The 14419-nt window shown below is 41.1% G+C and carries 15 protein-coding genes; 12 read left to right on the top strand and 3 right to left on the bottom strand.

The genetic code is table 11. From position 1 onward, the window contains the following. Nucleotides 1-18 precede the first annotated feature (18 nt). Both MKY14_RS10815 and MKY14_RS10810 read left to right on the top strand, forming a co-directional pair. Nucleotides 19-1062, top strand: a complete 1044-nt coding sequence (locus MKY14_RS10815) for a phosphotransferase (RefSeq protein ID WP_340976464.1) — start codon at nt 19-21, stop codon at nt 1060-1062. A gap of 136 nt (nt 1063-1198) precedes the next feature. Continuing rightward, complete coding sequence (locus MKY14_RS10810) at nt 1199-1951, top strand: hypothetical protein (RefSeq protein ID WP_076281488.1); 753 nt, start codon at nt 1199-1201, stop codon at nt 1949-1951. A 23-nt stretch (nt 1952-1974) separates the two neighbouring features. Here the strand turns inward: MKY14_RS10810 and MKY14_RS10805 are convergent, their stop codons facing one another. Then, on the bottom strand, nt 1975-3240 hold the full coding sequence (locus MKY14_RS10805) for an MFS transporter (protein ID WP_076218184.1): 1266 nt from the start codon (nt 3238-3240) through the stop codon (nt 1975-1977). 47 nt (nt 3241-3287) lie between these two features. Next, complete coding sequence (locus MKY14_RS10800; RefSeq protein ID WP_340976463.1) at nt 3288-4199, bottom strand: LacI family DNA-binding transcriptional regulator; 912 nt, start codon at nt 4197-4199, stop codon at nt 3288-3290. Between the two features lie 641 nt (nt 4200-4840). On the opposite strand from MKY14_RS10800, the gene MKY14_RS10795 reads away from it, so the two are divergent. Together MKY14_RS10795 and MKY14_RS10790 are read left to right on the top strand one after the other, a co-directional pair. After that, a complete protein-coding gene (locus MKY14_RS10795) occupies nt 4841-5392 on the top strand; it encodes a polymer-forming cytoskeletal protein (RefSeq protein WP_076183054.1) in 552 nt (183 codons plus the stop codon). A 620-nt stretch (nt 5393-6012) separates the two neighbouring features. After that, nucleotides 6013-6258: a hypothetical protein gene (locus MKY14_RS10790; protein ID WP_036688955.1), complete on the top strand. Its 246-nt coding sequence runs from the start codon at nt 6013-6015 to the stop codon at nt 6256-6258. A gap of 62 nt (nt 6259-6320) precedes the next feature. Here the strand turns inward: MKY14_RS10790 and MKY14_RS10785 are convergent, their stop codons facing one another. After that, nucleotides 6321-6938, bottom strand: a complete 618-nt coding sequence (locus tag MKY14_RS10785; RefSeq protein WP_340976462.1) for a histidine phosphatase family protein — start codon at nt 6936-6938, stop codon at nt 6321-6323. A gap of 158 nt (nt 6939-7096) precedes the next feature. Between MKY14_RS10785 and MKY14_RS10780 the strand changes: the two genes are divergently transcribed. From MKY14_RS10780 to rbsB, 8 genes are all read left to right on the top strand, one after another. After that, nucleotides 7097-7999, top strand: a complete 903-nt coding sequence (locus tag MKY14_RS10780; protein WP_312148331.1) for a LysR family transcriptional regulator — start codon at nt 7097-7099, stop codon at nt 7997-7999. 62 nt (nt 8000-8061) lie between these two features. Further along, nucleotides 8062-8529: a DinB family protein gene (locus tag MKY14_RS10775; protein WP_076127369.1), complete on the top strand. Its 468-nt coding sequence runs from the start codon at nt 8062-8064 to the stop codon at nt 8527-8529. Between the two features lie 147 nt (nt 8530-8676). Continuing rightward, complete coding sequence (locus MKY14_RS10770) at nt 8677-9657, top strand: LacI family DNA-binding transcriptional regulator (RefSeq protein WP_076127368.1); 981 nt, start codon at nt 8677-8679, stop codon at nt 9655-9657. Between the two features lie 27 nt (nt 9658-9684). Beyond that, nucleotides 9685-10563, top strand: a complete 879-nt coding sequence (gene rbsK / locus MKY14_RS10765) for a ribokinase (protein WP_340976461.1) — start codon at nt 9685-9687, stop codon at nt 10561-10563. Nucleotides 10564-10565: 2 nt separating this feature from the next. Further along, on the top strand, nt 10566-10961 hold the full coding sequence (gene rbsD / locus MKY14_RS10760) for a D-ribose pyranase (RefSeq protein ID WP_340976460.1): 396 nt from the start codon (nt 10566-10568) through the stop codon (nt 10959-10961). A 21-nt stretch (nt 10962-10982) separates the two neighbouring features. After that, entirely contained in the window at nt 10983-12464 is a 1482-nt protein-coding gene (locus tag MKY14_RS10755; protein ID WP_076190602.1) for a sugar ABC transporter ATP-binding protein, read from the top strand. A 2-nt stretch (nt 12465-12466) separates the two neighbouring features. Beyond that, entirely contained in the window at nt 12467-13435 is a 969-nt protein-coding gene (locus tag MKY14_RS10750) for an ABC transporter permease subunit (protein WP_340976458.1), read from the top strand. Between the two features lie 13 nt (nt 13436-13448). Next, nucleotides 13449-14372, top strand: a complete 924-nt coding sequence (gene rbsB, locus MKY14_RS10745; protein ID WP_076183044.1) for a ribose ABC transporter substrate-binding protein RbsB — start codon at nt 13449-13451, stop codon at nt 14370-14372. Nucleotides 14373-14419: the final 47 nt, after the last annotated feature.

The raw sequence follows: 14419 nt of genomic DNA, 5'->3' as shown, positions 1-14419 counted from the left end.
CAGAAAGGAATACATAACATGGAAAATATAAGCTATAATTTAAAATTCGCTACACTTTGTGCCAAATATAATCTGGGTCTGTTGATGAATGAACCTGAACCGATAACAGGCGGACTCTTGCACAGAATGTATCGCCTGCAAACGGATAAAGCGCAATACGCAGTAAAGGCCTTAAATCCTCAAATTATGCAACGAGATACAGCAATGTCCAATTATATTTTTTCTGAAATGGTTGCGAATCTGGCTTATCAAAAGGGAATCCATGCTGTTCCGGCAATCGTATCTAATGGCAGTGGTATGCACGAGGTTGAAGGGCAATTTTATTTATTGTTTCCATGGGTTCAGGGGAAGGCATTACCTTTAGATGAAATAGATTTAGATTGTTGTAAAAAGATTGGAGCAATTCTTGCGCAGCTCCACATCATCGATTTCTCACAGGGAACGGATGATCATCACATTGAAACGCTTAAAGCGTCTAATGCTGAGGTTGCCAATTGGAAAGAGCTTGCTCTCAAAGGAGAGCAGCAGGGTGCAGAATGGTCAAGCTTGCTAGCAGATCACCTGCATAAGATAGAGAATTGGGAGTCATTGATTCATTCTTCAGCGAGTCTATTGACGAATCATTATGTTATCAGCCATCGGGATTTAGACCCCAAAAATGTCTTGTGGGATGAGCAGAAAGTTCCGATAATAATCGATTGGGAAGCAGCAGGACCTATTCATCCTACGTTAGAGCTGATAGATGTAGCTTTATATTGGTCAGGTTCTGAATCGGGAGATTTAAGCAAAAAGGCATTCTCAAATTTGATTAACAGCTATCTGGAGCATGGAGGAGAGATTTATGCGGATTGGCAGGTTGTGCTCAACTATGGCTTTTTGGGAAAATTAGAATGGTTAGCTTACAATATCAGACGTTCGCTAGGACTGGAGAGCTCAGATGATGCAGAACGGGAGCTGGGTACTCGTGAGGTAATCCGTACGATTAATGCATTACACGACTACGCTGATTTTATTCCACAATGTTTATTATGGTTGGGAGATTTAGAGGAAGGTAGTGCCTAATCTATTAAAGGAGAACTTATTTATGAATGTTATTAACGCTACGATGGAAGATATAAATGGATGAGTGTGTTCCGATGGACCGGAAGGGGGTTCACGCCAAAAGTTTAAACTGACTGTACGTTAAAAAGGAGGACTTATGAAGAAGTTTATAGTTATATCTGGCGTCTCGCTATTTTTGTTGGCGATTTCTTTTAACCCATTGTTCAACTATATACGTGAGTACATAATCTCTGATCAAATTAATCAGCGTTATGAGATAAAGCATGCTGAAAAAGAATATAACCCAATAAACGTACAAGAGATAACGGTTGATGATAAGAATATTAAAATCAGGGAAGAAAAAACAGGCAGGAAAGCAGATTTGACCCCATGGGATGAAGAGGAGAAGGTCCCGCCTGGTGATATTGTCAAAGTTCAGTTCTTATTAAATGATCAAAAAATCTCCACCCCTGATGAAATATGGCTATCCAATCGGGACAGAGGCAGCCGATATTTTTCGTGGATAGATATTCTCACAGTAAAGGACCGAAAGACTGGTGAGAATCAAATAAATATAGTCCAAAGACTGACCGACGATAGTCAACCCATGGAAACAAGAAAATGGAAAATCATCACGATTGCACAAGACGGAGAAGTAGACGAAGAGGTTCTCAGCTATGCGCAAAGAAGCAACAATCATTTAGGCGTCAAGCTAATCGAGTTCTCCGGTACCTCCCTTATGGGTATGGGCTATTATTCAGATGTTACTAAGGCCTATCCTAGTATTTTCTTCCCACTCCTATTTCCGTTTCTAACTGGAATAGCGGGTCTCCTGTTATTGATTTTTCTGGTTGTTCTATTACTGTTTGAGCTTCATCTTAGACGCGTTATTAGAAAAAGAGGGCGATAAAGAACACAGGATACGTTCTGAAATTACTTGTAGTTTCGAATTACCTTTAATTTAGTGATAGTTGATAAGGCAAACAGCAGCAGTAAGACTCCGATTGAACCCATGACAGGACCAGGGCTGAAGAGATCAGACAAGGATGAGACAGCAGTAAGACCAATGGATGGGGCTACACTCATGATAGAACCTAATACACCGAACACCCTACCCTGGATGTCTTCTGAAACTTCCAGCCTAAGGATTGTATTAATCAGCAAAGTGCAGAATGAGAACATGAAGCCAATCACAAGAATGATAGGAATGGCAATCGCAGCGGAAGTGACGAATGATAACAGGAGGTACAGGGGACCGAGACATAGCAGTCCAGTCATAATAAGGAAACCTCTGTTTTTCAATTTGGAGCCAAGCAGTAAGATCAGACCGGATCCGATCATATAACCAAGTGGAATACAGGCTTCAATAAGTCCAAACTGAAAGGGAGTGGAATCCCATACGTTGACGGCCATAACCTGGGTTAACATCAGAGAGGGGACAAAAAATAAGGTTAAGGTAGGAAGCATAATCATAACGGCGCGTGCAAAAGGGTACCTCCAAATATAGCGAATTCCATCGATCAAATCCTGTGTGAATTTCCGTTCTTTCTTGGGCACGTTATTTAATTGAGTTGGCAAAGGAAGGGAACGGACCGCTAACACGAGCAGAAAGGAGAGGAAGAATGTAGCTCCATCAAATAAAATAGCGTCGGCTGCTCCAAAACTCGCTACGAAAATCCCACCGGCGGAATAACCAATAGTCCGGCAGATGTTTTCAGACAAGTTCAACAGTCCTACCGCTTTTTGTAGATGTTCTTTACCAACAACAGTAGTGATAGAAGCTTGGTATGCCGGGGACTGGAATAAAGCTGAAATGGTCGTAAGACCCGTCAGTATGGCGACGATAATGAACGAAGTAGAGGGCAGGGAAATGGCTAAAGCTAGCGTCACTACGAGTCCGCAACTTATCAGATCTGTGATCAGCATGAGGGTTCGACGATTGACCCTATCCGCAAAAGTTCCCCCTATCGATCCGAGCAAAGAACTAAGCAATAAATTGATTATCGTGATGATGGCAATCATTTTGGCGCTGCCGGTCGTTTGCAGTACCCATAAACTTAAAGCAATACTATGAAAAGTGTTACCGAATAAGGAAATGGAGTACGAACTGAGTAGCAGCAGGAATCTCCGATTTCCCCAAAGAGAGGGATGAGCTTGAACAGCAGAGGGAACTTGTTTCACTAATACAGGACCAGGCATAGTTATGCTCCTTTCAACTTAAACGCTTAAGTGAATAGCCAAAAAAATTATTCTACAAAATAACAATTATTTTCTTGTGCGGAGTAGTCAGAATGATGCAATAATTTGTCCATGAGTTCAAATGCAGTAGCCGCTTTATCCCCTGTGAAAATGAATTTATGAACGTCATCGCCTAATATTTCCGGACAATTGCAGGTGCAAAGAACAGAGAGTTGTTCGAACCTCCCGTTTTTTTCAACGTAACTTCCAATAAACTCATTAATGACAATGGCCTCTTTATAGCCCCCCTCCTGTAAGAATGTATTTAATTCCTCCAAATTGACAACGGTGAATATCGCTTCTTGAGGTAATGGAAGACTGTCCTGAATAAAGCGGGTGAGGAAAGAGTTATTGAAGCTCTCCATAATTAAACATACCTGTGAAAGGTCCTGTGGTTTTACCTTGTGCAGAGCTGCTCGATAGTTGAAAAGGACCTGCTTAAAGAGTTTATCTTCAATCATGCTGTCGATCCGAATCAAAGGAATTCCTTCTACAAAATGCTTGGAGATCGAATAAAAGGCTTCCTCGCGCACATCGATCAGAAATACAGCCTCCAGCTTTCTTTCTACGATAATATCCAAAGAAGGCTGGTCAACATCAAGTGAATATAGCAGCGTATGGTAACCAGCATTTGTTAACCGTTGTTCCAAGGCATGTATAAATGAGAACTGGGCATGGAGCTTCCAGTGTGGGGTATGGGCTGCTGTGTTAACAAGCACACCGACCAATCCTGTTTTCTGATTCGCAAGTGAACGTGCTGCCAGATTCGGTATGTAATGCAGTTCCTCGGCAAGCTGAAGAATCTGCTGGCGCGTTTTCTCAGGAATGGTTTGGTTGCCGACACGATTCAGAACATAGCTCACTGTTGCGACGGAGACATTGGCACGAAGTGCGATGTCCTTCATGGTTGTCTTTTTCACCAGTAAATAGCTCCCTTATCCTTGTGATATTTTCTAAAGATTAACATTCTGATTCTAAAGCGTCAATGGGGGGTGAGAGAGCAGTCAGATGACCCTGTTAATTAGCTAGAAATGGAAGAATGTAGCCCTTGAGATTCAACTCTGGGAAGATCTGCTTGATAATCGTCTTAAGCTAAATTATACGAAACAAGCTTTATGCAAAAGCTGAAAAAATGCTCATTGACCAAATGGTCATCCTTCCGCTGTATTATTTTAATGCTGGAGTTTTGCATAAACCTAACATTAAAAAAGTAAGTGTAGAGTATGATGGTTCCATATCTTTTTCAAGAGGATATCTAATCTAAAGATTTATAGTAATAAAGATTATGAGGATACTTCCGCAGTTGTTGGGAGTGTCCTTTTTGTGTGGAATTAAGCACCTTTGTGACCTTTCTTAAAATTTGGGTAAATAAGTATTAAGATCTATGAACTTAAAACGGGCAGCGAGATGAGGTGTTACTTATGGATACGATTCCGGATGGAAAGGAGTGATCTTTGTGAAACCGCTTCAGATAACGACACAATATTGTGAAAATTTTCACCTGTTTATTAAAAATTTTAATATATAATTAATTTATAATCAAAAACAAGGGGGATTTCAAATGAAGTTATTTAAAATGATGTTAGTAGCAGGCGTCTCGGTTGCAGTCTTGTCTGGTTGTGGTGCGAATAATAATAATGCGACTAATTCGGCGGCTACTACGGCTCCAACTACAGAGCAAACGGATGCAGTTACTACAGCTTCAATCGTAAATCAAGCAGATGCGTTTACCAAGGCTGTAAGTAAAGATGGAAATTGGATTATTGCCATTCTAAATGATGTGACGATTGCCCAAGATGTTGTTGTTGAAGGCGAATTCCATGATAAAGGGGCCGCAGACGGCGACATCTACCGTAAGATTGCTCTTTATGCCCAAGACGCTGATCACAAAGTTACTGCCAATTACACACTCACTGTACCTAAGTTAACTGTACAAAGTGAAAATTTACGAGTTCAAGGCGGAACCATTAAAGGTGATGTTTATGTAGAAGCGAACGGATTTAATCTGCATGAAACCTCGACTATTGATGGAAATCTTTACTTCGCAAACGAAGATGTGAAAGCAACTGCAGGGATTGAAGGTAAAGTGACTGGGGCAACTGAAGTTAAATAAGTTAGTGATGTTTTCGATTAGTTAGATGTAGAAGTTGAAGGACTAAATAGATAGAATTATTCGGATAGGTTCAGGAAAAAGGAATCAGTATGAATGGGCAAACTCATAATGGACTACACCCCATCTAGTTACCATATGAGAGCCGACGGAAGCTTTGAAGTAACAAGTAATGGAGTATTGAAGTGTACAGTAGATGGTTTTAACTGTATTTTGTACAACTAAAATGCTCAAAATGCTCGGCCAATGAAAATAGCTGTATTTAGTACATCTATTTTCTTGATTTAATACTCTACAGGCTATTTCTCTAGTTTTTAATTGTATAGAATACACTTAAAGTTAGAATTAGCCCTTGTGGATATGGAATAAGTGTATAGAATGCAGTTATCTTACAAATTTCAACAAGATAGTGCGTTACAACGGAGTGGGTATCCGAAAGCTACGAATGATTAAGCTTAGCTCGTAACCTACTCAAGCAAACCACCGCAGACCCAAAACACCAGGCAGTGAACCTCCAACGGAGAATCGCTGCCTGGTTGTTTTTTGTGGATGAATATATGAACTATTGTTGATTTTCTTCATATTGACTTATAATATTACTACCACTACTAGGAGGAACACATATGTCTAAGGAGTATTCGCGCACATATATTGAGAGCGTAAAGCTTGAAATGTTAAATAGGTTGGGATTAAAGCAGGTGTTCTTCAAGGAGCAAATAGGGGATAGCCTAATTTTTGAAGCTGTGGGCTTTGATAAAGGGGCAAAACATCGCTTTTGCGTTAGACCAAAGACGAAAACGATTGATGAATTCATTTCAGGCAAATGGATGAAGGTCCGCAGTTTTATAATCAAAAGTGTGGATATTTAATGTTGAACCCTATAAAGGTAGCCCCGTTAATCGGAGTTACCTTTTTATTTTTTGACCCATAGTCATTGATAATGTGAAGTATCTCCATACAGATCAATGGTTGTATTGTTATCAGTTAGGGTTACTTTACATAATGCTGTAGAGAGAATATCCGGTAACTCCCCAATTTCCTGCAATGATTTATTGAGAAAATAAGCCATAATGACTTTTAAAGTCATCCGATGCGTGACGATGAGCACTTCTAGCCCTACGTTATCGTTTATGATGCGCTCCATTGTCGGCACTACTCTTTGTTCAAGCTGCTTGTAAGTTTCACCTGAGGTTAGAGGAATATATAGATCGGGTCTGGTGAAAAAATGGGAATATTGTAAAGGGGATTCTAGTTGTATCTGATCCGTATTCATTCCTTCCCAGCTCCCCATGTTAATTTCCATTAAAGAAACTTGCTGATGAATAGGTAAACTCCGCTTTCCCCGTAAAATCTGCGCAGTATGCAATGCTCTTGGACTAGTACTAGAATAAATTGCGCCTAAGTTTTCTACTTCCAAACGATCTCTTAACCATTTCGCCTGCTGTTCGCCCAAGGCTGTAAGCGCAGAATTTTGATGCCCTTGCATTCGTTTTTGTAAATTCCATTCTGTTTGCCCGTGGCGGGTTAAGTAGAATACTGTTTTTGTCATTAACGTGACCTCCCTTATGAATAGTTGTAAGTATAAGATAAATAAATATAAATAAACAATATATAATAGTTAACATCCATAATGTATAGTTATAATAAAATGGCTGAGGATAAGCGGCGAATACAGATATTATTTTATAAAGTGAGGAAGAGTTGACGATGAACTATCATGTATTAAAATTGTTTTATTACGTTGCGATCACAGGTAGTGTGACCAAAGCCTCTGAACGTTTGCATATCAGTCAACCCGCTATATCAGCGCAAATCCGTAAGTTTGAACGGGAGAATCATATTTTATTATTTGAAATTAAAGGAAAGAGGATGGTGCTCACCCCTTTAGGAAAAAGGTTAATCGAACCTCTTGAAAAGTTTTTTGCCATGGGTGATCAAGTCCAGCAAATCATTGAAGACTATCACAAATTTCCTGAGGGGAATCTGCGGATTGCAGGTAATTATTTAGCGACAAGCATCCTCATTCCCCGGTGGGCGTCATTATTCAAACAATCTTTTCCGGAAGTTAACATTCAGATCACTACTACTAATTCTCATGGTGTCATGGAAAAATTAAATAATTTTGAAGCAGACGTGGCGATTTACAGTGATATGGAGTTTCCTTCGCATAATACAGGAGTGTTCGAACATCGGGAGTTATATAGGGACGAGTATGTATTCGTGGTTTCTTCCCATCACCCTATTGCCAATCAGCAGGCTAGCTTTGAAGAAGTAATGTCTGAAGCATTTATTATGAGGGAAGAGGGCAGTGCAGCCAGAGAGCGGCTTGTCCGGTTGTGTGAAGAAAGAAGTGTACAGCAGCCAACGATTGGGCTTCAATTTAATGGAGTGAATGAAGTTATTCAAGCTGTCATTGCCGGTTATGGAATTAGTTATGTATCCGCTTTGTTGGCGAAACCTTATCTTGATCAGGGAACATTAGCTAAAATAGCAGTAGAAAATGTAGTCTCCAAGCATTCGATATGGATGGGCTACAGAAAGAAGGAACTTCAAGAAAGTTATATGCAGTCGTTTATTACGCTCGTTATGAAACAATTAAGTATAAAATAATTTTAGGAAATTAAAGATAATCTCATGGTAAACTATGGATGAAAATATTAGGAGGGGTCATAATGGATCAAATTGTATTCAAACAAATTAAGTTTGTGCGAAGTGTTACTGTGCGTGCTGTCGAGGGACTATCTGAGGGAACTTTGAATAGCATTCCAGAAGGGTTTAATAACAATATCCGATGGAATTTGGGACATATTTATTTGGTGCAAGAGAAGTTTGCCTTTCATTCTGCTCGGGAGCTTATGCAATTGCCGGCAAGCTTTGAACGCTTATTTGCGAAAGGGACTAAACCAGCCGAGTGGAATGAGGAACCGCCAACGCTTGAAGTTTTACTTGAGATGCTTACGGAGCAACCCAAACGGATCCAGGAAGCTTTTCACAATCGCTTAAGTGAGCAAGTAACCCCTCTTACAACAGGAAGTGGATTAACCTTAAATTCAATCGGTGAATTCATAAATTTCACACTTTACCATGAAGGTATGCATTTCAATACAATAAAATTATTAAATCGCTTTGCAGATAAATAAATTCAAATAACAAAAGATATCGATATATAGTTGGTATCTTTTGTTAGCTTTATGATCGAAAAAAAGATTTGTAAATGAAAAGGTTATGTGATAATCTAATTTATGTAATACATGTAACCGGTTACACATTGGGGGATGAATGAAAGAATGATGACGATCAAAGATGTCGCAAAAATAGCTGGAGTTTCGGTAGCAACAGTCTCACGGGTTATAAATGAATCTGGATATGTGAATATCGATACTCGCAAAAAGGTTGAGGCAGCGATCAAAGAAATGAATTATACCCCTAATGAGGTTGCAAGATCATTATACAAGCGGAAATCTAAATTAATCGGGCTGCTCTTGCCTGATATTACTAACCCGTTCTTCCCGCAGTTAGCGCGGGGGATAGAGGATCGGATGCAGGAGCAAGGTTATCGGATCATCTTTGGCAATAGTGATGAGAACGAGGACAAAGAGATGGATTATATTCAAACCTTTATCCAAAACAATGTCATTGGCATGATATCGTCAACCAATTTCCCTGAGAGTGACGTTTATTCTAACTTGAAGATTCCGGTTGTATTTCTGGACCGTACTTCTAATGATAGCCCTTCCGTATACGCAGATGGCAAAAAGGGCGGACGTCTTGCAGCACAGGAGATTATCGCACGGGGAAGCAAAAAAATTACAGTGATACAAGGACCGGCGCATATCAAACCTGCACAAGATCGATTTCTTGGGGCGATTGAAGTCCTTAATGAAATGGGAATCAGCTATAATGTGATCGAAACTTCATCCTTCTCCCATACAGTAGCAGAACAATGGGCTGTGGAGTTATTTGATAAATATATAGATACGGATGGCGTAATTGCCAGTAATGATATTGTGGCGACGGCAGTCATTCATGAAGCACATCGTTTAGGTAAAAGAGTGCCGCAGGATCTGCAAATCATCGGATTTGATGATATCCCGCTCAGCAGCTTGTTGTCACCTGCTTTATCCACCATTCGCCAGCCGGCACATGATATGGGTAGAGAAGCAGCGGGTTTACTTATTAAGCTAATTGAGCAAGATAAGGTGGAAGAGAAGATTATTCAACTACCCGTTAGCTTTGTGGAGCGGGAAACTACAAGAAGTAAAGAATAGATGACAACATGAGAAAGGTTGATGAATATGGCTAAGATATGTGTAATTGGCAGCTGTTCAATGGATTTAGTAGTGACTTCGAATAAGCGGCCTCACGCGGGTGAGACTGTGCTTGGAGAACAATTCTCCACCGTTCCGGGCGGTAAGGGTGCGAACCAAGCCGTCGCTGCTGCCCGTCTAGGAGCAGAAGTTACGATGGTTGGTTGTGTAGGTGATGATTTCTATGGTACCGCTATCATGGATAATCTGAAAAAGAATCGCGTTTTTACCGCCAATGTGGAACCGGTTACACATGTCGAAAGTGGAACAGCTCACATCATTTTAGCGGAAGGCGATAACAGCATTATCGTTGTAAAAGGAGCCAATGATTTAGTTACTCCTGCATTGGTTGAACGGGCACTTGAGAATATTAAAGGCTCTGACATGGTATTAATCCAACAAGAAATTCCGGAAGAGACGGTGTCTTATGTAAGTGAGATTTGCCATAAATTCAATGTGCCTATGTTGCTTAACCCAGCACCTGCTCGGCCTATCAGTGAAACGATTATAAACAATGCCACCTATTTAACACCTAATGAACATGAATGTGCAATATTATTTCCTGAGATGAGTACTGCCGAAGCTTTACGCAAATACCCCAATAAGTTATTTATAACCGAAGGCAGCAATGGTGTGCGTTATTACGATGGTAAACAGGAAGTTTTAGTTCCCACCTATAAAGTGAATGCTATAGATACCACTGGAGCAGGAGATACTTTTAATGCGGCATTTGCTGTTGCTCTAGCTGAAGGCAAGTCTATTCGAACTAGTGTAAAGTTTGCCAATCGCGCCGCTTCTTTATCCGTCACAAAATTTGGTGCCCAAGGTGGCATGCCAACAAGAGTAGAGGTGGAGGTGAGTCTTTAATTATGAAAAAACAAGGAATCTTAAACAGTCATATTTCCAAAGTGCTTACTGACTTAGGCCACACCGATACGATTGTCATTGCTGATATTGGATTACCCGTTCCATCTGGTGTTCCAAAGATTGATTTAGCGCTTAAATTGGGAGTTCCCAGCTTTCAAGAGATTGTCGAAATCATATCAGAGGATATGGTCGTAGAGAAAGTTATCGTGGCAGAGGAATTAGCAGCAAAAAATAAAGACACTTCTGAATACTTGAATGACAAATTTAAGGAAATACCTATAGAGGCGATTTCACATGAACAATTTAAATTGTTAACCCAGCATGCGAAGGTCATCATTCGTACGGGGGAAGCTAAGCCGTATGCAAATTGTATTTTACAAGCCGGGGTCTATTTTTGATAAAAAGGGGGTTCAAAGCATATGCACATTACGATGAAGGATATTTATAAATCTTTTGGGGCTAACCGTGTGTTGACGGGTGTGGATTTTGAGCTGAAGGATGGTGAAGTTCATGCCCTAATGGGAGAGAATGGTGCAGGAAAGTCTACTCTGATGAACATTTTGATTGGACTGCATCAGCGTGATCAAGGAACCATTAGTATAGATGGTCAGGAAACATACTTTAACAATCCCAAAGAGGCTGAACGTTATGGGATCGCTTTTATCCATCAGGAGTTGAATGTGTGGCCGGATATGACAGTTCTAGATAATCTGTTTATTGGTAAGGAACGAACCTCCAAACTAGGGATCTTAAATATGAAAGAAATGAAAGCGTTAGCAAATGAACAGTTTCGTAAGCTCTCCGTAACGATTCCCTTAAATCAAGAGGCGGGGGAATGTTCGGTAGGGGAGAAACAGATGATTGAGATTGCAAAAGCGCTTATGACTCATGCAAAAGTTATCGTCATGGACGAACCGACAGCGGCATTAACCGAACGGGAAATCCAGAAATTGTTCGAAGTCATAACTTCCCTTAAAAAGGAAGGCGTCTCCATCGTGTATATTTCGCACCGGATGGAAGAGATTTTTACGATATGTGACCGAATAACGGTCATGCGAGATGGGAAAACAGTAGACACGAAGCCCATTCCAGAGACTAACTTCGATGATGTAGTTCGGAAGATGGTAGGGCGTGAATTAACCGACCGGTTTCCTGAGCGTACCTCCAAACCCGGAGAGGTTGTTCTTGAAGTTAAAAATGCCACGAAAAAAGGGCAATTTAAAGATGTTAATTTCTCCGTTCGTTCGGGTGAGATCTTAGGTTTCTCGGGATTAATGGGATCTGGACGAACAGAAATGATGAGAACCTTATTCGGATTGGAATCGTTAGACCGTGGTGAGATTATGGTGCGAGGAGAAAAGGTCACGATTCGAAATCCCAATGATGCGATGAAGGCGGGGATAGGATTCGTTACGGAGGACCGTAAAGATGAAGGGTTAGTGCTTGATTTCTCTATTCGAGACAATATGGTGCTTACAAATTTATATAGCTTCGCTCCTAAGGGTGTAATCAATGATAAAAAAGAACAAGAATTTGTAGACATACTTATCAAGCGGCTGCACATCAAGACACAGTCTTCCTCCACTTTAGTCCGGAATTTATCCGGGGGGAATCAACAAAAGGTGGTCATCGCCAAATGGATTGGGATCGGCTTAAGTGTGCTTATCCTCGATGAACCTACCCGTGGAGTGGACGTAGGAGCTAAACGGGAGATCTATCAGCTCATGAACGAATTAACAGAGCGTGGAGTCGCCATTATCATGGTATCCTCAGAGCTTCCTGAAGTCTTAGGAATGAGCGACCGGATCGTAGTGGTTCATGAAGGGGAAATTAGTGGAGAGCTATCACAACAAGAAGCTACGCAAGAAAAAATCATGACGTTAGCTACAGGGGGGCAATAGTAATGACAACTATCAAAGGTGAGAGAGAAAATAAAGGTTTTCAAATCGGGCAAATTACACAGAAGCTAGGTCCATTACTAGGGCTGATTATTCTAATTGTTATCGTTACGGTGTTGAACCCAAGCTTTATGGAGCCCCTTAATATCCTGAACTTGCTTAGACAAGTTGCCATAAATGCGCTTATCGCTTTTGGGATGACCTTTGTTATTCTAACGGGTGGTATCGATTTATCGGTGGGTTCTATTCTAGCCCTATCCAGTGCCTTCACCGCTAACCTGATGTTGTCTGGTTGGGATCCTGTCTTAGCCATTATTGTAGGTTGTTTAGCGGGTGGCGTGATGGGGATGGTTAACGGACTGATGATTACAAAAGGTAAAATGGCGCCATTTATCGCTACGTTGGCGACCATGACGATTTTCCGGGGATTAACACTTGTATACACAGACGGTAATCCGATCACAGGTCTCGGAGACAGCATGACCTTCCAATTGTTTGGCCGTGGATATTTACTGGGAATACCTGTACCTGCTATAACAATGATCATCGTCTTCGCAGTCTTATGGGGTGTATTGCACAAAACTCCATTTGGTCGTAAAACCTATGCCATTGGTGGTAATGAAAAAGCATCTATTATTTCAGGGATTAAAGTCGACCGCATTAAAATAATGATCTATTCATTGACCGGTATGTTGTCCGCATTGGCAGGAGCGATCCTGACTTCCAGATTGAACTCAGCGCAACCCACAGCAGGCACATCTTATGAGTTGGATGCTATCGCAGCTGTAGTATTAGGCGGTACGAGCTTAACTGGTGGTCGTGGACGTATCGTGGGCACATTGATTGGTGCATTGATTATCGGGATTTTGAACAATGGATTGAACTTGCTCGGCGTATCCTCTTTTTACCAAATGGTGGTCAAAGGGATCGTTATTGCTATTGCCGTACTCATAGACCGTAAGAAAGCCGTATAAGGGGGATTCCAACATGAAAAAGTTAACTTTGATTCTTACTTCCTTACTATTAATTCTCATGACAGGTTGTTCCTTGGAGCCTCCAGAGTGGGCTAAGCCTAGCAGTGGTGGAAGCATGGAGAATATGAAGATTGGATTATCCATATCTACTTTAAATAACCCCTTCTTTGTATCCGTTAAAGATGGTGTTTTGGCCGAGGCTAAGAAGCAAGGCTTGGAAGTCCTTGTCATTGATGCCCAAAATGATTCTGCTAAACAAAGTAATGACGTCGAAGATTTGATGCAAAAAGGTGTAAATGCGTTATTGATCAATCCAGTGGATTCATCAGCGATCTCGACAGTAGTGCAAACAGCTAACAGTTTAAATATTCCCGTCGTTACGTTGGACCGTTCCGCAGATCAAGGGGATATCAAAGCTCTTGTTGCCTCTGATAATGTAAAGGGTGGCTCTATGGCGGCACAATATATTGTAGAGCAGCTTGGGAAAGGTGCAAAGGTCATCGAGCTAGAAGGATCCCCAGGAGCTTCAGCGACTCGGGAACGCGGTAAGGGATTCCATGAGATTGCGGACAGCCAGCTAGAGGTCATTGCTAAGCAAACGGCTGATTTCGACCGTACGAAAGGGCTGACCGTTATGGAGAACCTTCTACAAGGAAATCCTGGCGTACAAGCAGTTTTCGCTCATAATGATGAAATGGCGCTAGGTGCTATTGAAGCGATTCAAAGTTCAGGCAAGAATATCCCTGTGATTGGTTTTGATGGAAATGAAGATGCACTTAAATCCATCGAAGCTGGTAAATTAACAGGAACCGTTGCGCAGCAGCCTGAATTAATTGGCCAACTAGCCATTCAAGCCGCTAAGGATGTATTAGAAGGCAAAACCGTAGAGAAGCTGATTGCGGCACCGCTTAAACTAGTTGTTAAAGAGTCAAAATAATAATCATTATAGAAAAAGACTGCGCTCACCGATTTGGTGAGCACAGT

Source organism: Paenibacillus sp. FSL R5-0887 (assembly GCF_038002305.1).
Classification (GTDB): domain Bacteria; phylum Bacillota; class Bacilli; order Paenibacillales; family Paenibacillaceae; genus Paenibacillus_AQ; species Paenibacillus_AQ odorifer.
The sequence above is the reverse complement of the archived record's forward strand: the minus strand, read 5'-3'. Positions and strand labels throughout refer to the sequence as shown.

Coding starts and splice junctions, on each gene's coding strand:
- MKY14_RS10750 (WP_340976458.1), top strand. CDS start 12,467: ATGACAACTATCAAAGGTGAGAGAGAAAATAAAGGTTTTCAAATCGGG.
- MKY14_RS10790 (WP_036688955.1), top strand. CDS start 6,013: ATGTCTAAGGAGTATTCGCGCACATATATTGAGAGCGTAAAGCTTGAA.
- MKY14_RS10780 (WP_312148331.1), top strand. CDS start 7,097: ATGAACTATCATGTATTAAAATTGTTTTATTACGTTGCGATCACAGGT.
- rbsK (WP_340976461.1), top strand. CDS start 9,685: ATGGCTAAGATATGTGTAATTGGCAGCTGTTCAATGGATTTAGTAGTG.
- MKY14_RS10785 (WP_340976462.1), bottom strand. CDS start 6,938: ATGACAAAAACAGTATTCTACTTAACCCGCCACGGGCAAACAGAATGG.
- rbsD (WP_340976460.1), top strand. CDS start 10,566: ATGAAAAAACAAGGAATCTTAAACAGTCATATTTCCAAAGTGCTTACT.
- MKY14_RS10795 (WP_076183054.1), top strand. CDS start 4,841: ATGAAGTTATTTAAAATGATGTTAGTAGCAGGCGTCTCGGTTGCAGTC.
- MKY14_RS10775 (WP_076127369.1), top strand. CDS start 8,062: ATGGATCAAATTGTATTCAAACAAATTAAGTTTGTGCGAAGTGTTACT.
- MKY14_RS10810 (WP_076281488.1), top strand. CDS start 1,199: ATGAAGAAGTTTATAGTTATATCTGGCGTCTCGCTATTTTTGTTGGCG.
- rbsB (WP_076183044.1), top strand. CDS start 13,449: ATGAAAAAGTTAACTTTGATTCTTACTTCCTTACTATTAATTCTCATG.
- MKY14_RS10805 (WP_076218184.1), bottom strand. CDS start 3,240: ATGCCTGGTCCTGTATTAGTGAAACAAGTTCCCTCTGCTGTTCAAGCT.
- MKY14_RS10755 (WP_076190602.1), top strand. CDS start 10,983: ATGCACATTACGATGAAGGATATTTATAAATCTTTTGGGGCTAACCGT.
- MKY14_RS10815 (WP_340976464.1), top strand. CDS start 19: ATGGAAAATATAAGCTATAATTTAAAATTCGCTACACTTTGTGCCAAA.
- MKY14_RS10770 (WP_076127368.1), top strand. CDS start 8,677: ATGATGACGATCAAAGATGTCGCAAAAATAGCTGGAGTTTCGGTAGCA.